This window comes from Candidatus Lokiarchaeota archaeon, assembly GCA_014730275.1.
Taxonomy (GTDB): domain Archaea; phylum Asgardarchaeota; class Thorarchaeia; order Thorarchaeales; family Thorarchaeaceae; genus WJIL01.
Genome location: WJIL01000061.1, coordinates 1 through 23,772 on the forward strand (window position 1 = coordinate 1; position 23,772 = coordinate 23,772).

At 44.6% G+C, this 23,772-nt stretch carries 26 protein-coding genes; 12 read left to right on the forward strand and 14 right to left on the reverse strand.

What is annotated here, in order from left to right; all coding sequences use genetic code 11:
- Together GF309_06235 and GF309_06240 are read right to left on the reverse strand one after the other, a co-directional pair.
- The coding region (locus GF309_06235; protein ID MBD3158374.1) for a hypothetical protein at nt 1-482 on the reverse strand (482 nt) is incomplete at its 3' end.
- Nucleotides 483-523: 41 nt separating this feature from the next.
- On the reverse strand, nt 524-1,018 hold the full coding sequence (locus GF309_06240; GenBank protein MBD3158375.1) for a PIN domain-containing protein: 495 nt from the start codon (nt 1,016-1,018) through the stop codon (nt 524-526).
- A 387-nt stretch (nt 1,019-1,405) separates the two neighbouring features.
- Between GF309_06240 and GF309_06245 the strand changes: the two genes are divergently transcribed.
- The 3 genes from GF309_06245 to GF309_06255 are packed head-to-tail and all read left to right on the forward strand — an operon-like array spanning nt 1,406 to nt 2,135.
- Entirely contained in the window at nt 1,406-1,576 is a 171-nt protein-coding gene (locus tag GF309_06245) for a hypothetical protein (GenBank protein MBD3158376.1), read from the forward strand.
- 15 nt (nt 1,577-1,591) lie between these two features.
- Nucleotides 1,592-1,762 carry a DUF86 domain-containing protein gene (locus GF309_06250; GenBank protein MBD3158377.1) on the forward strand — a complete coding sequence of 57 codons (171 nt, stop codon included), beginning with the start codon at nt 1,592-1,594 and terminating at the stop codon, nt 1,760-1,762.
- Nucleotides 1,722-2,135 carry a DNA polymerase subunit beta gene (locus tag GF309_06255; protein MBD3158378.1) on the forward strand — a complete coding sequence of 138 codons (414 nt, stop codon included), beginning with the start codon at nt 1,722-1,724 and terminating at the stop codon, nt 2,133-2,135. The genes GF309_06250 and GF309_06255 overlap by 41 nt, the downstream gene beginning before the upstream one ends.
- An 87-nt stretch (nt 2,136-2,222) precedes the next feature.
- Here GF309_06255 and GF309_06260 read toward each other — a convergent pair whose 3' ends face one another.
- The 6 genes from GF309_06260 to GF309_06285 all read right to left on the reverse strand — a co-directional run bounded on the left by GF309_06260 (nt 2,223) and on the right by GF309_06285 (nt 8,205).
- Nucleotides 2,223-3,602, reverse strand: a complete 1,380-nt coding sequence (locus GF309_06260; GenBank protein MBD3158379.1) for a hypothetical protein — start codon at nt 3,600-3,602, stop codon at nt 2,223-2,225.
- The gene (locus GF309_06265) at nt 3,602-5,098 is read right to left on the reverse strand and encodes a TldD/PmbA family protein (GenBank protein ID MBD3158380.1); all 1,497 of its coding nucleotides are present in this window, start codon (nt 5,096-5,098) and stop codon (nt 3,602-3,604) included. Before GF309_06265 ends, GF309_06260 begins: the two co-directional genes overlap by 1 nt.
- 62 nt (nt 5,099-5,160) lie before the next feature.
- Nucleotides 5,161-5,838: an ABC transporter permease subunit gene (locus GF309_06270; protein MBD3158381.1), complete on the reverse strand. Its 678-nt coding sequence runs from the start codon at nt 5,836-5,838 to the stop codon at nt 5,161-5,163.
- Complete coding sequence (locus GF309_06275; GenBank protein MBD3158382.1) at nt 5,838-6,584, reverse strand: ATP-binding cassette domain-containing protein; 747 nt, start codon at nt 6,582-6,584, stop codon at nt 5,838-5,840. Before GF309_06275 ends, GF309_06270 begins: the two co-directional genes overlap by 1 nt.
- Nucleotides 6,585-6,587: 3 nt before the next feature.
- The gene (locus GF309_06280; protein MBD3158383.1) at nt 6,588-7,253 is read right to left on the reverse strand and encodes an ABC transporter permease subunit; all 666 of its coding nucleotides are present in this window, start codon (nt 7,251-7,253) and stop codon (nt 6,588-6,590) included.
- Nucleotides 7,254-7,356: 103 nt separating this feature from the next.
- A complete protein-coding gene (locus tag GF309_06285) occupies nt 7,357-8,205 on the reverse strand; it encodes a transporter substrate-binding domain-containing protein (GenBank protein ID MBD3158384.1) in 849 nt (282 codons plus the stop codon).
- A 259-nt stretch (nt 8,206-8,464) separates the two neighbouring features.
- Here GF309_06285 and GF309_06290 point away from each other — a divergent pair, with 259 nt between their 5' ends.
- Nucleotides 8,465-9,808 (forward strand): M48 family metalloprotease, encoded by a 1,344-nt coding sequence (locus GF309_06290; GenBank protein MBD3158385.1) that lies wholly within the window; start codon nt 8,465-8,467, stop codon nt 9,806-9,808.
- A 44-nt stretch (nt 9,809-9,852) separates the two neighbouring features.
- On the opposite strand, the gene GF309_06295 is transcribed toward GF309_06290, so the two are convergent.
- Nucleotides 9,853-11,142, reverse strand: a complete 1,290-nt coding sequence (locus GF309_06295) for an aminotransferase class I/II-fold pyridoxal phosphate-dependent enzyme (GenBank protein ID MBD3158386.1) — start codon at nt 11,140-11,142, stop codon at nt 9,853-9,855.
- A 140-nt stretch (nt 11,143-11,282) separates the two neighbouring features.
- Between GF309_06295 and GF309_06300 the strand changes: the two genes are divergently transcribed.
- Nucleotides 11,283-11,525, forward strand: a complete 243-nt coding sequence (locus GF309_06300; protein ID MBD3158387.1) for an Lrp/AsnC family transcriptional regulator — start codon at nt 11,283-11,285, stop codon at nt 11,523-11,525.
- Between the two features lie 107 nt (nt 11,526-11,632).
- Here the strand turns inward: GF309_06300 and GF309_06305 are convergent, their stop codons facing one another.
- The 4 genes from GF309_06305 to GF309_06320 all read right to left on the reverse strand — a co-directional run bounded on the left by GF309_06305 (nt 11,633) and on the right by GF309_06320 (nt 15,348).
- Nucleotides 11,633-12,550 (reverse strand): hypothetical protein, encoded by a 918-nt coding sequence (locus tag GF309_06305; GenBank protein MBD3158388.1) that lies wholly within the window; start codon nt 12,548-12,550, stop codon nt 11,633-11,635.
- Nucleotides 12,504-13,406, reverse strand: a complete 903-nt coding sequence (locus tag GF309_06310) for a hypothetical protein (protein ID MBD3158389.1) — start codon at nt 13,404-13,406, stop codon at nt 12,504-12,506. The genes GF309_06305 and GF309_06310 overlap by 47 nt, the downstream gene beginning before the upstream one ends.
- Nucleotides 13,403-14,395, reverse strand: a complete 993-nt coding sequence (locus GF309_06315) for an ATP-binding cassette domain-containing protein (protein MBD3158390.1) — start codon at nt 14,393-14,395, stop codon at nt 13,403-13,405. The genes GF309_06310 and GF309_06315 overlap by 4 nt, the downstream gene beginning before the upstream one ends.
- A 332-nt stretch (nt 14,396-14,727) precedes the next feature.
- A complete protein-coding gene (locus GF309_06320; protein MBD3158391.1) occupies nt 14,728-15,348 on the reverse strand; it encodes a dinitrogenase iron-molybdenum cofactor biosynthesis protein in 621 nt (206 codons plus the stop codon).
- Between the two features lie 244 nt (nt 15,349-15,592).
- On the opposite strand from GF309_06320, the gene GF309_06325 reads away from it, so the two are divergent.
- From GF309_06325 to GF309_06345, 5 genes are all read left to right on the forward strand, one after another.
- A complete protein-coding gene (locus tag GF309_06325; GenBank protein MBD3158392.1) occupies nt 15,593-15,958 on the forward strand; it encodes a hypothetical protein in 366 nt (121 codons plus the stop codon).
- Between the two features lie 67 nt (nt 15,959-16,025).
- Nucleotides 16,026-16,934 carry an EamA family transporter gene (locus tag GF309_06330; GenBank protein ID MBD3158393.1) on the forward strand — a complete coding sequence of 303 codons (909 nt, stop codon included), beginning with the start codon at nt 16,026-16,028 and terminating at the stop codon, nt 16,932-16,934.
- 92 nt (nt 16,935-17,026) lie between these two features.
- Nucleotides 17,027-17,932, forward strand: a complete 906-nt coding sequence (locus tag GF309_06335; GenBank protein MBD3158394.1) for an EamA family transporter — start codon at nt 17,027-17,029, stop codon at nt 17,930-17,932.
- Nucleotides 17,933-17,999: 67 nt separating this feature from the next.
- Complete coding sequence (locus GF309_06340) at nt 18,000-18,902, forward strand: EamA family transporter (GenBank protein MBD3158395.1); 903 nt, start codon at nt 18,000-18,002, stop codon at nt 18,900-18,902.
- 68 nt (nt 18,903-18,970) lie between these two features.
- Nucleotides 18,971-20,320 (forward strand): M20/M25/M40 family metallo-hydrolase, encoded by a 1,350-nt coding sequence (locus tag GF309_06345; protein MBD3158396.1) that lies wholly within the window; start codon nt 18,971-18,973, stop codon nt 20,318-20,320.
- Between the two features lie 21 nt (nt 20,321-20,341).
- Here the strand turns inward: GF309_06345 and GF309_06350 are convergent, their stop codons facing one another.
- Nucleotides 20,342-20,998: a hypothetical protein gene (locus GF309_06350; GenBank protein ID MBD3158397.1), complete on the reverse strand. Its 657-nt coding sequence runs from the start codon at nt 20,996-20,998 to the stop codon at nt 20,342-20,344.
- 173 nt (nt 20,999-21,171) lie between these two features.
- On the opposite strand from GF309_06350, the gene GF309_06355 reads away from it, so the two are divergent.
- Both GF309_06355 and GF309_06360 read left to right on the forward strand, forming a co-directional pair.
- Nucleotides 21,172-22,710: an AMP-binding protein gene (locus tag GF309_06355; GenBank protein ID MBD3158398.1), complete on the forward strand. Its 1,539-nt coding sequence runs from the start codon at nt 21,172-21,174 to the stop codon at nt 22,708-22,710.
- On the forward strand, nt 22,711-23,736 hold the full coding sequence (locus GF309_06360) for a 3-oxoacyl-ACP synthase (protein ID MBD3158399.1): 1,026 nt from the start codon (nt 22,711-22,713) through the stop codon (nt 23,734-23,736).
- Nucleotides 23,737-23,772 lie beyond the last annotated feature (36 nt).

Here is a 23,772-nt window from a genome sequence, read left to right on the forward strand (position 1 = left end):
TCAACAGTATCTTCTACTCGAGGCTTTTCTATGATTGCTCCTCGCTGATTTCCGTCTTTGTCGAAAATCGTCACCCACGGAATTGCGGTCACATTCCATTCCTCGATTTCGGGGGGAGAGGGTGGAATCCTCCATTGTCGGTCTTTGTTGAGAGGGTCAGTCTTGATACCACCAAACACTCTCACGTCAAGTCCGGCTTCTTCCTCCAACTTAGCAAGTGCTGGAACCATCTCTTTGCAGTCACCACACCATGCTGCGCTCATAACAACGAATACATAATCATCAGAAATCTCTGCAAGCTTTTTTGTTGCTTCAGGAGCAAGTCTACATTCGTTATACTTCTCAAGGAACATATCGCCTTGCTTACCTTCCATCTTCTCAATGTACTCTTTTGCCGTGACAGTCCGGCTTCTAATATCGTCGAGATCAACCATATCGAATCGGATGTACGAAGACAGAGTTCCCATAAAAGTTGTTGTCATCTGCAAAAATCAAGCTGTTCAGGCTATTGGAATTGGTTCATTTACTCGAAAGGATTCCTAATCGTAAGAAATTCATATTTCTCAAAATCTCTAACATTTTCTGTAAGGAGCATTTTTACATGATTCTCTTTCGCAATCGCAGCCAATACACAATCAAATAATTCAGCCCCACTGATTCCGTGTTTCCTCGTGAGCTCAAATACCAAGCTGGGAGTTGTGATTTGAGGTTCAATGATTTCTATTGCGCCACTAATCCACAAATCCTGGCAAATACTGGCGGCTTGATCAGTACTCAGGGGATGGTGCACCCTTCGAACATTGGTAACAACCGAAAAGAATTCGTATAGTATCTGAGAAGTTATGCAAACCTCTAACTGACCATCAAGCGCTTCACGAAGTACTCCTGCTGCTTTCTCTTGATGTGGAGATGCGTGATTATGAGCGTGGACAAAGATATTAGTATCAAGCAACATCTTCATAGATTTCTTCCCTTCTGAGAGTACCTTTGATTTTCCCAAGATTGGGTGGCGCATCAATTCGTTCTAGAATCCGATTAGTAGCTTCAGTAGATTTTAGAACAATCAACTTTACACCATCATCTGTTAGATGAAACCGAATAATATCTCCATCTCTCAACCTGAGTTTTTCACGAATCTCTCTCGGAACGTAGATTTTGTCCTTGTAGTACCTCGTCTCGTTCATTTCAACCTCACGATTACCCAATGTATTGGGTAATTATAACCTTTTGCAAGGAAATTGATAGATTACTAATTGCCCTGGAAATCACAATAAGCAGAGTTAACCAGTAAGGCATATGCTAACAGATAAGCAAAGCAAATGCTCGCCAAAGCATATTTGATAAGGGTGAAAATCGAAGTACAAATAAGTCAGAGTGAGTGGTTTCTAATCCAGTAGTGGACTACATGGAGCGCAGCAGAGCTATCAGGTATAAACAGAAGATTGCCTATATCCTTACTTGCCTTGATGAAATTGACAGCGCTATGCCCAAACCAGAAGGGATTGTGTTAAAGGGAATATACTATGACCTCAGTTTCGCGATTGATGCGGCAATGGATATGATTGCCATGCTTTGAAAGGATTTAGGAATAATGCCAAGGGGAGACTATGAGAATATCGAGAGCTTAGAAGCGAAAAGCATTCTGAATGCTGATTTGGCAGAGAGGTTAGCAAAGTGCAATGGACTAAGGAATGTCCTAGTTCATCAATGCAATGGAATAGATGAGAACTTGGTTGCGGAGGAACATATTACCAAGCATTGATGAAATTCGAGATAATTTGAGCTTCCTATCAGACAAAGGAGTTGTGCTTTTTGGTTCATACGCATCTGGAAAAGCTGGGCCTCAATCGGATATTGATGTAGCCATTGTTACACGTTTAGACGATCGAAAAGAAATGATGCAGATTAGAATTGAAGCTGCTGGAAAGGCTCCGGATTATTATGATATTCAAGTATTCGAAGCTCTTCTACTGATTCTACAAGGAGCCATAATAGAGAATTTCGTAGTTCTAATTGGCGATCCTCTTGAAATTGGAATGTATTTCTACCACATCAGAAAAATCTGGGATGATTACCGCCACAGGATTGAAGTTCCCACGATAGATGAAATTCGCAAAGGAATAGCAGAAAGCTAAGAGGGAATTTGGAAACAGCAACATATACTTCCTAGTAAACACGGAAAAAAGAGGGGGAATGAGACCCCCCTAAGACGATTCTACCAGCTATTTTGTTGCAGCGCTGAACGTACAGTCCTCAATTCTCACACTAGGAATGAATGTCGGTGTATTTACTTCCCACCAGTACACCTGCCTTCGATCATTCCCCAACGCGGAAATATTCGAGAACATCCGGAGAAGATTGTCGCTTATTCTCAGATTCTTGATAGGTTTCATTGCACCATTCTTGATGAGGAACATCGCATCCCGCGGAATACTCGAAAACTCGCCGCTTTGGTAATTCTGGAATCGCGTGTACCAATTGCTTGTAACGTATATAGCGGGGTCATTCCCTTCTATCAATTCTTCAAAAGAATGATCGCCATTATCGAAAACCAGATTCGTAGGAGCTGGCAAAAGCATCTTGGTTCCTCGACCCAGCGATACTGCATCCGAATTCCCGGTAGATTCTGTTTCATACATCCGAGCGGTACTCGTATTATGTATGAAGCTCTTTAGCACGCCGTCTCCAACAATTTCTGTTTCCTCTGTGGCTGTACCTTCCATATCGAATGTCTTGCTCGCCACTCCGCCTTCAACTTGAGGGGCATCTCGGACAGTAATAGATTCAGGAGCAATCTGCTCACCCATTTTGTCACCCAAGGGAGACATGCCTATGAGGACAAAGAATGGATTAGCAGCACCAGGAATATAGCCAATGAGATTCGCAGCAACAGTAGGACTGAAAATTACATCGTAAGTACCCGGCTCTCCTTGTTCCGCCCCTTCAGCCATTTTTGAAAGACGACCGGCTTTTCTGCCAGCGTTGACGAAATCATCTTCAGATTCGGAAGGGATGGTTCCGCATGTAAGACCTTGTCCGGAGTAGTCTAGTTCATCCTGAAAGGCGCGTATATTGAAATCATATTGCGTTCGTTTCTCATCTGCCTCGGGACCAAAACTGGACCGGAAGAAAATTGTTTCCTCTGAAAACTTGAGCGCTCCAGCCACTCGCTTGGCACCTTTAGCAAGAGCCGCATCTATGGCAGCATTGACATGCTCTGGCGCTTCCGCGGTGAAATCATCGATATTAGAATCATAGCAGCCAGACAATGATTCGTATTCCTGAGCACTATCCTCGACACCTGCAAAGAATTTCGACTCGGGGAGTCGTTTGATGAAAGTAATGGCATCATCAATGGTTTCTTTGACTTCAGCCTCGCCGGTTACGGAGCGATTGGTAAAACCAGTTTTAGCACCTTCAACTATAAGAAACAGATCAAGTTCAAGTTCTTCCCAGCGTTTGCTAATGTCAATGGCATTTTGCGAAAAGCGAATCTGAGAACCTGTTGAAATAGTTCCCCGAGCAAGGATGCCTTCAACCTTATCTTCTGCATAATCCACGGCTACGTCAACGTAATGCTTCAAGCGATCTATATCATGCATTAGCCAACACCTCCAAGCCGGATATTTCTGAATCGGATTTGCCCGCCTCCAGCATAAATCGGGACACCCTGCATCGGATCGCTTTTGCCGCACGTTCCAGGAAAGTCCAAGCTGAGTTCATCGGATACAGCGTCTACAGAGCTTAGCAAACCAACGCTTGTGGTCTCCAGAACGGGACGCTTAATCATTGTATCAGTAAGCTCTCCATCCTTTATCAGATACGCTTCAGAGCCCTTGTACTTGCTCTGATACCTCCTATCATCTATATTCCACTCAGCAAAGCTTCGCATGTACACGCCCAAATCCACATCCTCGATGAGCTCTTCAAAAGAATGGTCACCAGGTTCGAAATAGGTATTGCTCATTCGAATGATAGGCTCACGATTGAATCCGGAACAACGTGCAGCTCCATTCGAGCCCATGCCAAATTTGACTCCGAATTCTCGATTCAGGAGCGGCTCATTCGCAATTCCATCCTTGATGAGTTCGCGTTTGCGTGCCTTCACACCTTCATCATCGTAAAGGTAGTAGCCGCCAGTATTCGGAATTGTGGGGTCTTCAGAGACGTTTACAACCTCGGATCCTACCCTCGATTCACCAATATCTAGATCCCGCCAGAAACTCTCACCTGCCTGTGCCCCTTCTCTGCCCATGATTCGGTCACCTTCGCTAGGATGTCCGACATTCTCGTGGGCTATGATGCCGGCAACTTCATGACCAACCACCATGTCAATCTCTTGTTCCATCAGTTCAGGAACTTCTTCAGCTTCTTGAGCAGCACTCTTGAGCCGCTCGACTTTGTCCTTCAGATCGTCAACTAGGTTAGTCTCTTCAATCCGTTCCCAGCCGCCACATTTCGTTAAATCGAAGAATTTCTGTTCCGTTCCGACTTTGGCTTTTGCGGTCAGTATGGCACTAATCAGGATGAAACTCTTGAAGGCAGAGATTTTGCAGCCCTCATTTGTTACCAAGTACTTCTCATATTCTGTTGGTGTCATCATGAGAGTATATTGAGATAAGCCCTCCATCTGTTCATTAAGATCGTTGCAGACTTCCATGATGGTGTCATTATCAACATCTGAGACCCGTTGATCGACATCTATTCTCCATTCTGCTTCCGTGTCTACTGGCTCACCAAAATCAATGGGTTCCTTCCGATTCGCGTTCTTCGCCATTTTGTAAGCAGCCTCAATGACTTCCTTGGCTAGGCCTTTTTCCATTCTATCAAAGGATCCAAAACCTAAGCCACCATCGGCAAGAACTCTGACACCGATTCCCTCAGCGGGTTGAAATCCTCCAGCCATTGGTTCGCCGTTTCTGTAAGCAAAAGATCGCGACTGTTGATTGATATAGCGAGCTTCTACGTAACTGCAGCCGAGTTCAGTACCGTAATCTATACAGAATTCAGCCATATCCTTTCCGTTGTTCAAGATTCTCTCCACGAGAATTGTAGATTGGTTACTAGAAATAAAGACTCCGAATATCTTTTTTCGCATACTCTCCAGTTTAGATGTGAAATAATCAGCGATTTCTCACCAGTTTCCCAATGACGTAGATTCTATCCAGGAATCTTGACGCGTTCATAGATGATATTTAGAACCTCTGCAATTGCAAAAATTGTTATCACATAACCGATCGCGACGAAAATATAGACTTCTAGAATTCTGTAGGTAAAATGGGCAATTGCCCACCCTGCACTCAAAAAATCAAAGAAACCAATCAGAAGGCCAAGAGATGTCATTTTTGGCAGATATGTAGCCTCGTTTGACCAACCTGGAATCATTGTTCTAACTGCTTGCGGAATGACGATGTAGATTATCCCCTGTAGTTTGGTCATTCCAAGGGATCTCGCAGCTTCCATTTGCGTTCCCGCAACCCCCTCGATGGCACCCTTTATGTATCCTTCTTGGTAAGCACTACTATTCAACCCCAAAGCCAGGCACATTGCGGTGAAAGTATCAAATGCAAGAAAAGGATACTGCTCAATGAGACCTGAGGCGCCTCGGAGACCGAAATAGAGAATGAAGAGCTGAACTGTCAGGGGGGTGCCTCGGAATATCTCGACATAACCAGAAATAATAGTCTTGGAGATTCTCCCACCAAATACTTCAACAATAGATGCTGGAAATCCTATAACAAACCCCAAAAGCAAGGCAATACCAGCTACCTGAAGAGTATGAATATACCCTTCAATTAGCATATCTTGATAGATTGGATTTGTTAACCACTCAAACATTAGTACCCCTTCAGTATTTCCAAGAAGCTCTTGGCTCTCTTACTCTCCGGATTCTCGCTGAAATGCTGTGGTGTTCCCTGTTCAACTATCTGTCCATCTTCCAAGAACATCATTTCATCAGCCGCAGCCATAGCGAAGCCCATCTCATGAGTAACCAATATGATTGTTCGTCCTTCTTCTGATAGTTCGCCCATCACATCAAGAACTTCACCCGTGAGTTCGGGATCTAGCGACGAGGAGGGTTCATCAAAGATTATGAGTTCAGGATTCATTACAAGTGCTCTGGCTATCCCCACTCGTTGTTTCTGGCCCCCAGACAGCTCTGCTGGATAGTGGCTTGCATGAGTTTCAAGTCTCACATCCTCGAGTGCTTTCATAGCCCTTTCTTCTGCTTCTTCCTTCGAAAGACCCATTACCCTCCTCGGACCAATACTAACATTTCCTAAAGCTGTCAGATGATGAAACAGATTAATGTTCTGGAAGACATACCCTATCCTTGCTCGGATTTTATTCAGGTCAGTCGAAGCAGAAGTTATTTCGATATCACCAAGCCATATCTCTCCCTTTGTTGGTATCTGAAGCATGGCTATACACTTAACAAGTGTACTCTTTCCACTTCCACTAGGACCGAAAAGGACTTTGGTTTCACCCTTGGCTAAGTCAAAGGATACCCCTTTCACAGCAGTTATGTCGGGGTATTCCTTCCAAAGGTCTCGAACTTTCAGGACTATGTCACTCAATTCTATCCCTCATATACCTAATTCCTTTCTTTTTCTAGTTGCCCACCAGTTGAGAGCTCGTGATATTGGCAGAGTTAGGCACATATATAGAATGGCGGCCAGTACATATGCCCAAAGCACAGGAATTGCCGGATTGGCTCTCAGGTAATCTGCCCTCCTCATAAGCTCGGCAATACCTAGTATATAGGCAAAGGATGAATCCTTCAGCACAACAGCGTATTCGCTTGACCATCCTTGGAGAGATACGGTGAGGGCTTGGGGCAGTATAATCAATCGTATAGCTTCGCCTTTCGTGAGTCCAATTGACCTTGCTGCATCCATCTGTCCTGTACTCACAGTATCAATCGCGCTTCTGAATATTTCTGATTGGTAGGCTCCACTTCGTATTCCAAGCGAAAAAGATGCAGCAGGAAGTGGTTGGTTGAAAAATGGAATGAACAAACCCAATACAAAATACGTTATCAAAATCAATGCGAGAATTGGTATTCCTCTAAGGATCCGTTCATAGCCTCTTGCAATTGCTCGTATTTCACGCCCACCATAAACTCGGCCAATAGCGACGATAAACCCAATGCCAATGCCAATCACAAGGGCAATTATGCTTATAAGGAGAGTCTGGGGAATTCCTGGACCCAAGTAGAAAAGAATGTAAATCAATGAATCCAAGATAGTCATTCGAGTCCCCTTGTATTTCTCTTTTGATTAGATATAGATAATAAGTGTGTTGAAAATCAGAATTGCAATCAAAAAAAAAGATTGGGAGGGGAATTGAAATTCCCTATACGTCCCATTTTGCTCTCAATTCGTCTATTGTTCCATCAGCTATCATATCAGTTATTGCTGCATTCATCTTTTTGCAGAGCATATCAAAGTCTTCATGGAGTAGGATTCCATATGGCCTTCCGCTACCTCTGAAGACAATGGTCATTGCTGGTCCTAGCCAACTTGCCTTCTCAGAACCCTCAGCTATATCCTCAATAAAGGGTGCGTCCATGAAGGCACCATCAACTGGAACTGATGTTGAGTTCAATGCTGATACTATGGAGTCAGCCTTCTCGTAGGTTTCTATGTAGTCAGACAATCCCAAATTCAACATCCGTTCATGCTGGACGGTACCTGATTGAACAGCGATTGTGAAATCGTAGTCCTCAACTTCTGTTAGACTCGAAATTGAGCCATTGCAAGCCTCAGTAGCGCTTTCAGTAAGAACCAATGCCACACCACCCGGAAGGTAGCCAAGAGTTGTTTGGATGGGGTTCCCTTCCAATCTTGATGCCTTGATGGTAAAAGCAGCTATAGCAGCATCGAAGTTCTTGTATTTTATGTCAGGGATAATGGTGGTGAAAGACTTCTCAGACCATTCCAGGGTAAGATTCAATCTGGCCGAGATATTTCGCATGATGTCAGCGTCAAATCCTACAATCTCGTCGCCTTCTTTGAATTCGAACGGCGGATAGTCAGGACTTGTCGCCACTGTTAGATAGCCGCGCTCTTGGATTTCTTCCCAACGCGTTGCTTCGGTTTCGGCTCCCATCGGGGAGAAGTAGAGAGCTGTCATTGCAGCACCCCAGATGATAGCCACAACCATCACAACGGCCAGAATTTTGTTCATTCTACCTGATTCCATATTCACTCCTCATGCCTTAATAATGTGTAAACTCCCTTAAAAACATCCTCAAACCTGAATAATCAAATAAAAATCACATATAGCCCGATAGGTAGATTATAGCTACATTATTCACTCAATTGGACCACTAATGACTACCAGAAATGCACAGCATTGTGAAATGCAGTTAGAAACGACACTTAGTAACCCTCGAGCAAGCTCATAGAAGATATAAAATAGGAAGAGGCACTATCCCAAAAAGAACATCGAGTGATGCAGCTTGGAAGACATACAGAACATAGAAGTTATCCGGAACAGGAAGAACATAGCCATAGCCATATTCCTCATTTTAGATTTTATCCAAATCGCTTTTGTCTCCTTTCTTACGTTTGACGAGCAATCACCCCTGGTAATCGGATTTGATCTTGCAAGGGCAAATCCATACAGCTCCATATCGGTATTCACAAGTATTTGTGTAGCTCAGGTTTTGCTAATCTATCTGTTTGTTGCAAGCATCATCAACAAGAAGGAAATGATTCAACTCTATCCTGAATATGATGAAAGCCAAAAACTGCCATGTGATTTTGCTCGTGACGAGATTGTTGATTGGACCCAGAAATTGGCCCAAGAAGCCTCAGTAGATGTTGATAGAATATTTCTGTTACACTCACCTATACCAAATGCATTTACATTCAGTTTGCCAATTGTGGGAAACGCGATTGTTCTTCATAGCAATACGCTTGATTTCCTGTTACCAAGTGAAGTAGAATCCATTATTGCTCATGAATTGGGTCATATTAAGAATAAGGATTCGATAATCAACATATTGACACATATGCCAGGGTTCTTTGTGCAACTAATCTATCTGTATGTTTACCTTCGTTTAGGACTTGCTGCTGCTACCTCGTTCATAGTCGATTTCAATCCGCTATTCGGAATGCTCAGAATTGCAATTCTTGTTAGTTTCTTCTTTCTTTCAAGGTTCATGGTGAATCTAAGCAGGTTATTTACTAAGAAGGCATCAAGAGACGCAGAGCTTCTGGGCGATTTCTATTCTGCAGAGATGACAGAATCGAATCAAACAATGAACGCACTTATTCGACTAGGGCAAAGAGTTGAGACAGTTACGATTTTTGCAGAGGAGCTGAGATGGTTGGATTCGCTTAGTGAAGAGAATCGCTGTAAATTGACAGGAGAACAGCTTAGGGAAATCATATTTTCATATCCACTGGACGAAATTGATGAAACGAACGCAAGAGAAGAGGCCCCAAGGATATACTTGACGAGGAAACTGGAGAATCTAAGAGAAGACTACAAACTGAAGATTTCAGATGAGGAGATTAAGGAAGCCATAGACCCTGCAGTGGAATCTCTTAGTCTAGCCAGAAAGACGAAGACAAAATTAGAAAATCTCGAAGATAAAACTGTCAACTGGAGAGAGGTGGACTACAACAGCGATAAGCGGCTTAACAAAGAAGAGCTCGCCGATTTGGTAAAGTTGTTGAAAAGCAACCCAACCAAGCTGATGTTTACAAATGAAGTTGGAGCAAAGCTTCTGATGATTGATCATCCGGATTTCAGAAAGAGAATTCTAACGCTTGCCAAACACTTTCCATTGGAATGAAAACAACCAAACAACAGTAGCAACGAAAAGCATTGTGACGGTGCCTAATCCAGTGATTCAGTGAATGATGTAATTCTGTCACAGGCAGCCACAACCCGTGGAGCTACAGTCATGATGAATTCTTGGTGGTTTTTATGGATTCTATCTTTTGAGTTCAAGAAGTTTTCAAGCGCTGAAGCTCCGTCATAATCCACCGATGCTAGACGTAAACACAAGTCTTGCTCGGGCATGCCAAATTCCGAGCCGGGTAGACTAACAACACCGAGGTTTTTCAAGAAGAATTGTGCAAGTTCTTTTGAGGTAGAAACCCCTCTTTCTTGCAATGATGCTCGATGCTTGTTCCAATCAGGAAGAAGATAGAAGGCCCCTTCAGGTGCAGGACATCGAATGTCTGCTGAATCAAGACGGTTATGCACGTATTTTGTCATAATCTCATGAATGGAAGCACAGTCTTTGATGTAGTTGACCATCGTAGAGGCTGTACTATAGCCTTCTATGGCGGCATATTGAACAGGGGCTGCAACACAGGACCATGTCTCGCTGGCAATCGATGAAATAGCATCAACAAGTGTTTCCTCGCTTTCAGGAACCAGCATGACGCCCATCCGATAACCACCTAAAGATCTATCTTTAGCCATTCCTCCTGTAACAATCGTACCCTCAGGATAGTATTTTGCGATGCTTTGATGTACATTATCTCCGTATGATATGAGACCGTAAATCTCATCGGATATGACTATAATGTTGTTTTCTTGGGCAACTGTTGTTAGGGTTTTGAGGTCTGCGGCTGAGTATTCGTGACCAGTTGGATTATTCGGATAGTTGAGAAGTAGAATCTTCTGTTGGTCTCGAGAATAGTCCATTTCACTTAGTTTCCGTTCGAGAGTCCTAACCTGCAATCGATAGGAATCCTCGTACATCGTTTTGAGGGAGAATGTCTCTTTGCCAACTAGTTTCGCCTGATGCTGATAACTTACCCACGAAGGAGCTGGTAGAAGAAGTGGCCCCTCAAGAGAAAGCAAAGCAGCATATATCAGAGTCTTACTTCCAGGCCCAACTACTATTTGTTCAGGAAGATATTCTAAATTGAACATAACACGATAAAATGTGGAGATTTGTTTTCTCAGCGGCAGAATTCCTTGAGAAGAGAGGTAACTTTTTTGATCTGCATTGTTGCAGAGGGCCTCCCTAACAGACTGATTTACGGGGAATGGTGATTCTCCGAATCCCATGTGAAGCAATGTTTCACCCTTGGCGCGAAGGTTTTTCGCGAACTCGTTGATTGCCAAGGTAGCAGAGTGTTTTGTGTGCTTCACCCTTGAAGAAAGCTCCATTTTTGATACAATCCATAGTGAATAGGCAATCTAAAACAGATATACATGACGCTCATCTGTGCTGATTTGTAACAAACACTTGCTTCCGCGCTCTCAATTCATTTTTATGCAATGAAGTGTAAGAATAGGTGAGCTAAGGAATTGTTGAGGTTGAGACAGTGGTTGTAGTAATTGTGCTTATTCAAGTGAAAGCAGGAGCAGCTGAAAAAGTCGAGAAAGCAGTAGGTTCTTTCGACGAAATAGAACGCGCCCATATGGTGACCGGGCCTTATGATGTCATCGCCCATGGCGAACTGGAATCTAAGGCTGATTTTAGAAACTTCGTGGATAGAATCCATGAACTAGAGGGAGTCATTAGAACGGAGACCTGTATGGGAATCTAGGAAGCTCCACTGAGTCCGTTCTGTGTTTGCGGGACTATCGTTCTGTTGGCCCTAACAGCTGGTTCAAACGCTCATCAGCTCAGATGAGAGTTTGGGTCATGAGTCTCTTAAAATTCCGAAAGAGCACCTCTGGATCGTATGTTTCTCTCAGTTAAGCGGAAGAGAAGCAATCCAATAACTATGAAAACAACATCCAAAACTACAAGTGCCACAACAGCATTCATTGCTGCAGAGAATGCAAGACCCTGCATCAGAAAACCTCTGAAACCCTCAACACTCCAAGTAAGAGGGGAAGCTAATGCTACATATTGAAGCAATGGAGGCAAAACTGCGAGTGGGTAAGACATTGGTGCAACAAGCAGAAGAATGCTAGATAGAAACTCTACAACCATCCACGCCTGCTTGGCCACAAGCACTATACACACAACAGTCAGTACCAATCCCTGCATAGCTAGTATCGAAAGACCGACCACAGCAAGTGCAGGTAGAACACCCCATATACTTAGATTGACTCCAAAGAGCAGTACGGAAACACCTAGCTGAAGCACTACGCCTAGACCACCATGTTGTAAGTTATGAAGTGTCGAGCCCCAGACAATTGTCTCACGTTTAATCGGAGTCGTCATAAGTGTCTCTAGGGTTCCAACGTTCTGCTCCCGTCGTAACGCGAATCCAGTTCCCCAGAGAAGGCTAATTGCCAAACCAGTATATGCAGTTCCAATTGCGACGTAACTGAGCCAGTCGCTTGTTCCTACTAGCTCTTGAAGAGAACCGGATTCCATTCCGCCTGTTACTGATGTTCCTACTAACAAATAGGGAACGAGCCAGAGGATAGGCATGACAATAAACCAAAGAACACTAAGCGGATAGGAAAGCTCCACTTTCCACTGTTTTATTGCTAGGGCACTAGCAGCACGAATCTCTGCTCTTATGCCCTGTCGTTGCCAAATGCGTTCATGTATATTCTGTTTCTCCATTTCAAAATCCCCCCATATGACCCCGTTTCTTCGTCCATCGTTCAGCATATTGGAATACAACAAGCCCGATTCCCCAGAGTAGAAGACCTAGCAGGCCAAGAACAGTCAGAGCTTGCAAGAACGACCAAATTTCAAATACTCCAGTAATGGCAATATGCCGAATCGTTACTAGTGCGATTGTAGTTGGCACAAGGTAAGCTAGAAACCGCACATTTCCGGGTAATGCTTGGAGAGGGTAATTGATTGGTGATACCATATACGTCGTCTCGGATATCAGCTGAGTCAATACGCTGGGATCTTTAAACACCATAATCAGACCTGCTAGCATGAAGCTGAATCCGTAGAGGGCCGTTACCATAATTGTGAGCAGGATTACAGTTGGAGCAATGGCTATAGCTGTATAGGTAACTCCAAACAGCAAAGTTGACAGACCTAACAAGACCAGTGCTTGAACGGTCCCTTGGATGGTGTCTGAGAAGGCCGCTCCTAGGAGGATACTGATCCTTGGAACAGGTGCGAGGAAAAGTGGTTCTAGGGTTCCACTGAATTGCTCCCATCGGAAATTGTTTCCTACAGCCCAAATGCTATTGTCCAAGTACATGAAGACAAACCAGCCGATAACACAGAATTGAATGAAATCGGTGAATCCTGAGAGCTCAATGAAGCTGGCCGAGGTTCCAAAACCTCCGACCGCATTGGCCATAAACAAATACGGTGAGAACCACAATATAGGAAGCAAACCCCAGACTAATAGATTGGCTGGATACCTAAGAGCAATCTTTAGGTTCTTGGTCGCAAAGACCTTTGCTGCAGACCAATCCATCAATTTTGGTTCAAACTCAGTGAGATAGCCATTGACTTCGTGCTCCCAAGATTCTTGGTCTTGAAATTCGGGTGCAGTCAATCTTCGATCCTCCTCCCAGTGAGCTGCAGAAACACATCGTCAAGTGTGGGTTCTTTTATCTCAAAATGTTCGACTTTCACGTCTGGAGTATTATGCAAGTAGTTAAGCAATGTATGTGCCATATCGTAACCATCGTGTGCATTAACAACAATCTCAGAATGGCCATTCCTCGTGCTCATTGCGGTCGACATCACATTAGCAAAGCTCTTGATTTCATCAATATTTGGAACTCCTAGAACTCTGATCCGAACACTATCATAGTCACGAACATTTTCTTTGAGCTCATGCGGCGTGCCTAGACTCTGAAGTTCACCTTCGTTGATGAGGGCTATTTTGTCACAAAGCATATCGGCCTCATGCATGTAGTGGGTTGTCAATAGGATAGTTTTATCCCGCAGTTTGTTCTGAATGTAGCTTCTCAAATCTGTTGCAAATGTGGGATCCAATCCCTGTGTAGGTTCATCAAAGAGGAGCACCGGAGGATCATGGAGCAACGACCGTGCAAATACAATCTTCATGCGCATACCATGGCTGAGGTTTTCCGCTTTCTCGTCAGACTTCTCAAGCAAGTCCATTCGCCCCAGAAGTTCATCAGCCCGTTCCTTTGCTTCAGATGTTGTCATGCGATAGAGTTTGCCAAAGAAAATCAAGTTCTCTCGAGCTGTAAGTTTCCAGTAGATGCTTCTTTCGTTTCCTTGGCATACACCCATAGAAGCTCGTGCATAGAATGATTCCTTCAGTACATCGAAACCGTTGACCTTTGCAGTTCCAGATGAGGGAAGAACGAGAGTTGCCAAGCACTTGATTAATGTGGTTTTGCCCGCGCCGTTTGGCCCTAGTAATCCATAGACTCTGCCTTTTGGAATGTCCAGTGATACACCTTTGAGCGCCTGGACTTGTTTTCTTTGCGTGGGAATGACAATTGCTCTCCGTTTCACGCTCACAAATGTTTTGGACAGCTCCTCAATCTCTATGGCATTATTGTTCATTTTTTCCACCTATGTGTTTCTTCGGCATTCGCAAATATGACCAGAAGGCATATTGTGAATTGCAGTGGTTCAGAAGAAATCTGCTCTTGACACACCTGAAATATCCGTGTCTATCTGGTTTTGGTCAGGTATAATGTAAGCATGTCAAGCAAACCCTAGTAGCGCTCTGCTGAATCCGCTATAAGGATTTCTACCAGAGCCATACTCGTATCTATGAATGCTAAGTCCATGTGTGTAATAGAAATTGATTCGTGGCTTTCCCGAATGTCTCAAATCAAAAGGGATAACCTACTGAGATAGATTCAGGCCGCTAATAGCCAAGGAGGGGGAATCTACTTACTAAGTTCTTCAATTCGCTTCTCGATTCGCTTTAGCTGCTTCTGCATTTTGTCCATGCGCTTCTTCAGGTTCTCCAATTCCTGACTCTGTGAGGCAGAAGGCTGTGAGGTCGGAGCCTGAGGCATTGAACCCGTTCCAGCGAAGCGTCGAAAGCCCATTCCACGTCCACCGCCGCGGCCACCTCCACGACCCATCCCCATTCCATAACCAGCACCCGAACCTGGCGTTGGTGTTGTTCCGGTTCCTGTACTTGTGCCCATTGCAGTTCCAGAAGGTGCAGCTGTTGCGGAAGATTCAACGTCGCCGCTCTTGAAGCTCTCAACTGCATTTCGAACGGTTCCTGCCACTCCAGTGATCATCTGGATTCCTGCGGCAGACAATGCCTGAGTGGCATTTGGACCAAGATTCCCTGTTAGCACCGCCTGGACGCCTTTCTGTGCCATCATCTGTGCCGCTTGAATACCTGCTCCTCTTGCTGCACCAGCAGCTGTATTCTGTATGGCTTCAGATTGCATTGTATCTGAATCCACAATAACGAAATACTGGCATCGGCCAAATCTCGGATCTATTTGTGAATCCAAATCAGGTCCAGTTGATGATACTCCAAGCTTCATTTGAATTACTCTCGGTACTTCGTATTTGTGTTTATGCACAAATAAGATAACACTTGCGGTTTGCACATCGACTAAGTTCGATATCAGTGAGACACTAGCAATATCAAAAGCAAGACTACGAGTATTCTCTTCAAACCCGTGGATACTTAAATGAAAAAGACAATCACCTGTAAAGCATTAGAGGTATCCACAGAAGGAGTTCGTTTGTCCTTCTGTGAATGATACTAAGATGCGAGGGATTATCATGATTCAGAAAAAACGAATGGGTACTTCTATTTTGGCAGGCGCTCTGCTTGGAGTTCTCTGCATTATTGGAGTTGGCAGCAGGCTTGCGGGAGGATACATAGCAAACGCGGTATTTCTTTTCGGCATGTGGTACAACAGAGTCATAATGGGAATACTGATTGGCTTTGCCGGCGAGATCAACCTGCTAGGTGAAGACGACCAGAAACAGTTTGCTAATGCCGCAGTTAGAGGACTAATCCTTGGAATAATAGTTTCGTTTGCTATTTTCTTCTCCTCAGAATTCAGAGATCTTCCAGGTTTGCTCGCTGGATTCGCGTATGGACCAATTATCGATATCGTTGCGACTTATGTCGAGAAAAGGTAATGAGACAAGCGCACAACAGAAGGGGTTTGACCAGAAATATTAGCAGTAGGCCACTATTGCAACTGTCATGGCCCCTCTGTCACCAGATTTGATCATTGGAGTTGCATCCGGGTTACTGCATGCCCTCTTCTTTGCGATTTCAGTAAACATCTACAAGGGTCAGCGTGAGGGAATCCACCCAGTAGCAGTTAGTGCACTGAAAATGTGGGTTGCATTCTTGCTAATGGGATTCATTGTCTTAGTCACTCTGAGGGCATCCGCACTACAAGTGCCTATGGATAATGTTGTGATTCTATCTATCAGTATGATTACTTCGATGGTTGTTGGGGATACGCTCTACTTGTTATCTCAAGAGCGGATTGGTGTGGCTTATGCGTATCCCATAAGCAATGTCTATCCGGTAGTAACATACATTCTATCCATGGCTCTTCTCGGTGAAGCTTTCGTGATGGCGCGATGGTTTGGAGCCATTCTAGCTGTAACCGGTGTTGTATTGCTTTCATGGGAACAAAATCGAAACAAACGCGAAGAGCTAGATGTCCGTGGAAGAACAATTGTAGGAATTGTTTTGGTTATCTTAGCAATACTCTGCTATGCTGCCGGTACTGTCCTCGTGCAAGTGGGTCTTGAAGGTGTTGACCCACTTGATGCGAATTTCGTTAGAACAATGGTCTGCAGCTTTGTTTTTGTTCCGATATACGGCTTGGCTAGGTACAAGGGAATGGATCGACCAACCAAGAAGGCAACAAAAGTCACTGCAATAGCCGCCTTATTTGGTATGGGATTCGGTTCGTTGCTCTATGCAATAAGTGTAAAATACGTTGGAGCGACAACGATGTCAGTAATGGCCTCAATGGGTCCAATTTTCGGTCTTCCGATGTCAGTACATCACCTGAACGAAAAAGTGACGCTTCGAGCTGTTGTTGGAACGATTATCAGTATCATAGGAGTCACCCTTGTGGTGATTGGGTTTTAGCGTTCACCAAGAAGGCAAAATATCACGTTTCTGAAGCCGCCAAATGTCAGTACCCCCAATTGTAAAAGTAAGTGATGGGGGCATGAGTTACCATGACACTCCTCACCCAAGGTCTGTTGATTGGTGTTTCTGCGGGATTGTTAGAAGCTGTTCTTTATGCGGCATCAGTGACAGTTTACAAATCACAAGAGGAGGGGATTCGTCCCATTGCAACAAGTGCAATCAAGATCTGGGTGACACTGGCACTGATGACAACGCTCGTTCTCATCTTCTACGGAACACTCCCGCTTTTCATGTCACCTCCTACGCTGTTTCTTCTTGCATTAACAATCGTGGGTCCTGTGGTGGCCGATACACTCTATATTCAAGCACAAGACCGAATCGGTGTAGCTTTTGCGTTCCCCATTGCTTATGCCTACCCTATCATGACGTATTTGCTCAGCGTTACATTCCTAGGAGAATCGTTGCGACTAACTAGGTTAGGAGGAGTTGTTCTGGCAGTTGTGGGCATTGGCATTATTTCATACGAACGAAACAGGGAAACAGCCCAAGAATTCAAACTACAAGCAGATCGAATCGCGGGTGTACTGCTTGCCATTTGTGCTCTGATTGGATACGCCGTTGGTGTAGTGTTGCTGCAAGTCGGACTGCAGGGAATAGATCCCTTGCCTGCAAACTTCATTCGTTCCATTTTCGGTTCCATTGCCTTTTTGCCCATTTACGCAGGGGCGAGGATAAAAGGTATGAAGAAACCCAATAAGCGATCTGCTGCAATCGTTGCTGTCGCGGCTCTTTTCGGTTTCGGAATAGGCTCACTATTGTACACCATAGCGACGAAGTTTGTAGGAGCAACCATAACTTCGCTTTTGGATTCAATGGCTCCAATATTCGGTGTTATGATTGCTGTTCCTTTATTGGGAGAAAATGTTACAAAGAGAGTCATCTTGGGAACGCTGATGTCTGTCACAGGAGTTGCAATCGTCATTCTCGGATTCTGATTTAGGGGATATACAGCTGAATATCCCAAAGGAATAGATTTAATCAGCACCCATAGGAAATTCTGTTATGCAGCTATCGCCAGATATCATCGCAGGAACAGTTTCTGGAGTGTTGGGTGCAGCTTTCTATGCATTATCTGTGGCAATATACAGAAGGCATGCAAATCAAATCGAAGCGATTGCTGTTGCTTCAATCAAGATGTGGATAGCTCTTCCATTCACGGCCATCTTGGCGTTTATTCTGTTCTTTCCTGCATTACCAACTATGTCATTCATGACCGTGCTTCTGCTTGGTCTATCGGTTCTTTTTGGAGCCGTTGTCGGAGATACAGTGTATTTGGTTAGCCAAGAACGAATTGGAGTATCAATTGCATTTCCGATATCAATGAGTTATCCGGTTCTAACGTATTTCCTGACTGTCATATTCCTTGGTGAGGCGCTTATTCCTGTGAGATTGACTGGAGCGGTCATTGCCGTTGCTGGCGTCATTTTGATTTCCCGTGAACAGGATAGAGGCGGAGATGAAGAGAATCCCGAAGGGTACGATATCTTAGGCATCAGCTTCGCCTTTCTCACCTCGGTTCTCTATGCAGTCGGTGCAGTTGTGCTACAGGTAGGAGTTACGGATGTCGATCCAATCTCTGGAAATTTGGTTCGTGTGTTTTTTGGCTCCATTGCATTTATTCCTCTTTTTGCATTCGCTAGAAGAAGCGGCATGACCACGCCACCTCGCAAAGTTTTGAAATCCATAGCTATTGCTGCTTTGATTGGAATGGCTATTGGCTCAATATTGTATGTAAATGCCACGAAGCTGCTAGGTGCAGCTACCACATCTGTGATTGTGTCCTCAGCCCCATTGTTCGCAGTCCCACTTTCAGTGAAGTACCTAGAAGAACGGGTAACACCGCCAATGCTCGTTGGCATAGTTCTAACTATTCTGGGTATTGCTCTTGTTGTCCTCACTTCATAGCTATCAGGCATTCAGAAAACAGAAGCGCTTATACACTACTAAACGCAGTTCTTCAGCCGTGTTTCAGTATGATTCAAGCTATTCTTGAATACATTGAGGAGCATCTAGATGAAGCTATTGCTGACCTTAGCAATTTGTGTTCAATTCCCTCAGTTGCCGCAAAAGGAGAACACATGGAAGAAGCGGCTGAAGAAGTCACTCGTCTTCTCGAATCTGTTGGCCTAGAAACTTCAGTGCACGAAACCTCTGGATTTCAGGTAGTTACTGGTGAACGTGACGTTGGTGCTGAGAAGACTCTTCTTTTCTACGATCATTACGATGTACAGCCTGCAGAGCCATTCAACCTATGGGAAACACCACCATTTGAAATTGACAGACGAAATGGAAGGCTTTACGGTCGAGGGGTAGCAGACAACAAAGGAGATTTGATTACAAGGGTCTGGGCCCTCAAAGCATTCCAAGAAACCAACACGAACCTTCCGGTGAATATCAAATTCATAGCTGAAGGAGAAGAAGAAATCGGCAGTCCTCATCTGAACGAATTTGTAAAGGAAAAGGGCGATTTTCTGAGGGCTGATGGTGGTATCTGGGAATTCGGTAGCACAGACATAGACGGAAAGCAGGAAATGTGGTTGGGTCTCAAAGGGTTGTTGTACGTACAGCTAGAAATCGAAAGATTGGCTATGGATGCCCATTCATCTTACGCATGCATGCTACCATCAGCTGCCTACCGTCTTGTGTGGGCTCTAAACTCACTCAGAAACGAAGATAACCAGATTCTAATCGACGGTTTCTATGATGACGTGAAACCGCTTTCCGAAGCTGAACAGAAGGCTATTGAGAACATCAACATGCATGAAAAAGATGTGCGTGAGTTCTATGATATCCCCGAATTCCTCGATGGTATGAGTGGGATGGATTTGAAGAAAGCCTTCTACAATGCACCAACATGTAATATTGCGGGCATAGACAGTGGCTGGCAGGGGAAAGGAGCAAAAACCGTATTGCCAGCAAAGGCCTCAGTCAAAATTGATTTCCGACTTGTTGAATCTATGCGGCCAGAAGACATACTACGAAAGCTACGAAATCACCTAGACAGGAAGGGATTCACAGATATCAGAATCGCTTGGAACCATGGCTATCCAGCGGCCAAAACACCGATAGATCATCCATTTGTTGACATAGTCCGAAAAGCAACAGAGCAGATATTCGGTCATAGTCCAGTTGTACATCCAACAAGCCCCGGATCTGGGCCGCTATACCTTTTCAAAGAGTTGGTGCCAATGGTTTCTGTTGGCTGTGGTGATTTCGAATCAAGAGTGCACTCGCCAAACGAGTCCATTCGTGTTGATAACTTCCTGAAAGCAGCACAGAGAATAGCGGCAGTAATCCAGAAGATGGAGCGAGAAGTCTTCTAGAGGAAAGAATGCTATCCCAGTTCAACCGATACTAGTGCCGCAGTATTCGCAGGCGACCATTTGTCCAGAACGCAATCTTTGTGCCAATTCAGGAGAGAATCTTGATCCACACAATGGACATAGCCAAGGCTTTGCTTCTTTATCTCGTAATTGAGCATCACCAGGTATCTCTGAATAGGCCCTTTTGGCCCATGAGGCAAATGCTTGCTGGTTCTGAGCTTGGAAGCTTGATAGCGCTTTTTGCAGATTACCCTTGGCTTCAGAGAGCTGACCTATTCCCCGCAATGAGTTTCCTAGACCAAAAGCGTTCCAAGCAGTATACCATTGGTCAGCAATACTTTCGGCTAGATTTAGGCCCTTCCTAAACCAGTTTGAAGCAGCCGTGTAATCCATTCGATGGGCTGCAACTTGACCAAGTCCCCAGCTGGCTGCAGATTGATACCATTTGCTGGGTGCTTCCTCCAACAGCTCCTCGTATAGCTGTTTTGCCTTGTCAAGATTACGCTGGTTTATGGTACAATCGGCCATAACACGCAATGCTTCAACAGCACGTTCTGGTTTCTTATCTTCCAAGAATGCGTTTCGTGCCTTTTCTGCTAGCTTGAACCCCTTCTCAAATTGTGAGCTCTGGTGCAGTTGTACAGCTTCTTCAAGAAGCGCTTCAGGATTCGATGACATGACTAAGCTAGGTAGGATACAACCATATAAGGAGCTGCTATCATCCGATAAGATTCTTGGGAAGGCATTGATGACTAATTCATCACAAAAAACCGCAAGACTTCTATCTCATAATCAGACTCTTTACGGTAAGCTCTAAGATATAACATTGCTTCGTCTTTGGAGGAAGGACTATGAGAGAAATACCACGCGACTGGTCATGGATTGGAAATTGGGCCGGAAAAAGGGCTACACTAACACCAGACAAGGAAGCCTTTCTAGACAATACAACTGACGAACCCTATACATTCGCAGATATGGAAAAAAGAGCTAACAAAGTGGCTCGGATTCTTAGAAACTATGGCATCGAGAAGGGAGATAGAGTAGCGACGTACTCGAAGAACCGGTTCGAGATGATTGATCTCTTTCTGGCGACGGGCAAAATCGGAGCTATTTTGGTCCCATTCAATGTTCGATTGGCACCGCGAGAAGTTGAATACCTACTTGGTAAGACTGAACCATCCCTCGTTCTTTATGATTCTGACATAGCGCAGAAATTTGAAGAAGTAAGGCCTGATATCGATATTCTAGCAATGGGGAAATCACCAGATACTGATGATTCGGATATCAACGAAATGTTGGCTGAGCAGTCAGCTCAACCCGTGGAGAGACCAAAACTCGAATTCGATGATCCGCACATGATTGTGTTCACCGGAGGGACTACAGGACTACCCAAAGGGGCAATTCTCTCACACAGACTGATTTTTTGGAACTCGGTAAATACATGCATGAGTTGGGGGCTTCGTCCTGATGATATACAACCGCTCCTCTTTCCTCTTTTCCATACAGGTGGCTGGAATGTACTCCTTGTGCCATTCTATCATCTTGGTGCAAAAACGATACTCATGGGGGACTTCAATCCTGATGAAACGTTACGTGTTATCGAAGAGGAAGAATGCACCATCGTCATTGGCGTGCCAACCATGTTTCAAATGATGGCACAACAAGACAGCTTCAAAAAGACAGATTTCAGTTCAGTAAGGGTCTTCATTAGTGGAGGGGCACCATGCCCTGTTGCAATTATGGAGAACTACTGGAATCGTGGTAAACCATTCAAGATGGGCTATGGTCTCACAGAAGTTGGCCCGAACAACTTTTACCTTCCAATAGACGAAATCAAAGAGAAACCCAACTCTGTTGGCTACCCCGTTATGCACTGTGACATGAAAATTGCAGATAAAGATGGCAACGAGGTGCCCCAGGGTGATGTCGGAGAGCTGCTTTTGAAAGGTCCGCATATATTCTCAGGATACTGGGATGAACCGGAAGAAACCAAGAAAACAATTGAGCCAGATGGTTGGGTTCACACAGGCGACCTCTGCGAAAAAGACGAAGCTGGTGCTTACTATATCGTTGGTCGCAAAAAAGATATGTTCATCTCTGGCGGAGAAAACGTTTATCCCCCAGAAATTGAAGATGTCCTCTACAAGCATCCAGCAGTGATGGAGGCGGCAGTTATCGGCGTACCTCATGATAAGTGGGGTGAAGTTGGGAAAGCATTCATTATGTTGAAACCTAACAAATCTGCAACAGTTGAAGAAATACAAGACTACTTGGATGGCAAACTTGCAAAATACAAAATCCCGAAGCATTATGAAATCAGGGAGGATCTTCCTATGAGTGCGGCGGGTAAAATACTGAAACGTGAACTGGAAGAGGAGGAAAAATCATAGATGAAGAACAAGCCGATCGGTATTGAGGCAATTGGAACATATATTCCACCAGAGCGACATACAGCAGAATATATCTCGGAACGGTCTGGGACCCCTGTCGATATTATGAAAACCAAAATCGGACTCAAAAGCAAGGCAGTCCCAGCAGAAGGTGACCATACTGTCGCAATGGGTGTGAAAGCGGCAAATGTGGCAATCGAACGAGCAGGCATAGACCCGGAGAAAGATCTCGACATGGTCATTTGGGCAGGAGAGGTGTATGCAGAACATCCTATGCAAACGTACGGAATAAAGTTCCAAGGAGATATTGGAGCTAAGAACGCTTGGGCATTCGACATTAACCAGCGTTGTGGTACCATAATCGTTGCGATGATGGTCGCAAAGTCTATGATGAGAACTCATGGCTATGAACGTGTAATGATTGGCAGCGGTTACAGAAACTGCGATCTAATCGATTATGATAACATCAGAACCCGCTTCATGCACGATCTTGCTGCTAGCGGAGCCGCAGTCATTCTACGGAATGATTATCCCGAAAACGTGATGAGGGAAGGAAGTGTCATATCGGATGGTCAATTTTCAGAATACGTGTACGTCCCAGCAGGGGGAACCAAAATGCCCATCACGTGTGAAGCTATAGAGAAAGGGCTTCATTACTTGGATGTTACAGATCCAAAGAAGCTGAAAGAAAATCTTGATGATGTATCTATGCAGAACTTCCTGAAGGTTGTTGATGAATCGCTGGAGAAAAGTGGCTACACACGCAAGGACATTGATTACTTGGGGCTGATTCGAATGAAGCGAAGCGCCTTCGAGTACGTAGCGAAAGAGCTCGGTGTTGATCCGTATAAGGAATCCACCTACTTCGAGGAGTACGGCCACATGGGACAAAACGATGCAATTGTCTCAGTTGAGGAAGGCCTTCAAGATGGCAAGATTCATGATGGAGACCTAGTTGTTCTAACAGCCGCTGGTATCGGTTGGTCTTGGAACGCGCTAACAATTGAGTGGGGTAACCAACAGTAGTGGATTCGTCGTACGGGCCATCTGTGAAAGGACCGA

Coding starts and splice junctions, on each gene's coding strand:
- GF309_06245 (MBD3158376.1), top strand. CDS start 1,406: ATGGAGCGCAGCAGAGCTATCAGGTATAAACAGAAGATTGCCTATATC.
- GF309_06250 (MBD3158377.1), top strand. CDS start 1,592: ATGCCAAGGGGAGACTATGAGAATATCGAGAGCTTAGAAGCGAAAAGC.
- GF309_06255 (MBD3158378.1), top strand. CDS start 1,722: ATGAGAACTTGGTTGCGGAGGAACATATTACCAAGCATTGATGAAATT.
- GF309_06260 (MBD3158379.1), bottom strand. CDS start 3,602: ATGCATGATATAGATCGCTTGAAGCATTACGTTGACGTAGCCGTGGAT.
- GF309_06265 (MBD3158380.1), bottom strand. CDS start 5,098: ATGCGAAAAAAGATATTCGGAGTCTTTATTTCTAGTAACCAATCTACA.
- GF309_06270 (MBD3158381.1), bottom strand. CDS start 5,838: ATGTTTGAGTGGTTAACAAATCCAATCTATCAAGATATGCTAATTGAA.
- GF309_06280 (MBD3158383.1), bottom strand. CDS start 7,253: ATGACTATCTTGGATTCATTGATTTACATTCTTTTCTACTTGGGTCCA.
- GF309_06285 (MBD3158384.1), bottom strand. CDS start 8,205: ATGGAATCAGGTAGAATGAACAAAATTCTGGCCGTTGTGATGGTTGTG.
- GF309_06295 (MBD3158386.1), bottom strand. CDS start 11,142: ATGGAGCTTTCTTCAAGGGTGAAGCACACAAAACACTCTGCTACCTTG.
- GF309_06305 (MBD3158388.1), bottom strand. CDS start 12,550: ATGCTGAACGATGGACGAAGAAACGGGGTCATATGGGGGGATTTTGAA.
- GF309_06315 (MBD3158390.1), bottom strand. CDS start 14,395: ATGAACAATAATGCCATAGAGATTGAGGAGCTGTCCAAAACATTTGTG.
- GF309_06320 (MBD3158391.1), bottom strand. CDS start 15,348: ATGAAGCTTGGAGTATCATCAACTGGACCTGATTTGGATTCACAAATA.
- GF309_06325 (MBD3158392.1), top strand. CDS start 15,593: ATGATTCAGAAAAAACGAATGGGTACTTCTATTTTGGCAGGCGCTCTG.
- GF309_06330 (MBD3158393.1), top strand. CDS start 16,026: ATGGCCCCTCTGTCACCAGATTTGATCATTGGAGTTGCATCCGGGTTA.
- GF309_06335 (MBD3158394.1), top strand. CDS start 17,027: ATGACACTCCTCACCCAAGGTCTGTTGATTGGTGTTTCTGCGGGATTG.
- GF309_06340 (MBD3158395.1), top strand. CDS start 18,000: ATGCAGCTATCGCCAGATATCATCGCAGGAACAGTTTCTGGAGTGTTG.
- GF309_06345 (MBD3158396.1), top strand. CDS start 18,971: ATGATTCAAGCTATTCTTGAATACATTGAGGAGCATCTAGATGAAGCT.
- GF309_06350 (MBD3158397.1), bottom strand. CDS start 20,998: ATGTCATCGAATCCTGAAGCGCTTCTTGAAGAAGCTGTACAACTGCAC.
- GF309_06355 (MBD3158398.1), top strand. CDS start 21,172: ATGAGAGAAATACCACGCGACTGGTCATGGATTGGAAATTGGGCCGGA.
- GF309_06360 (MBD3158399.1), top strand. CDS start 22,711: ATGAAGAACAAGCCGATCGGTATTGAGGCAATTGGAACATATATTCCA.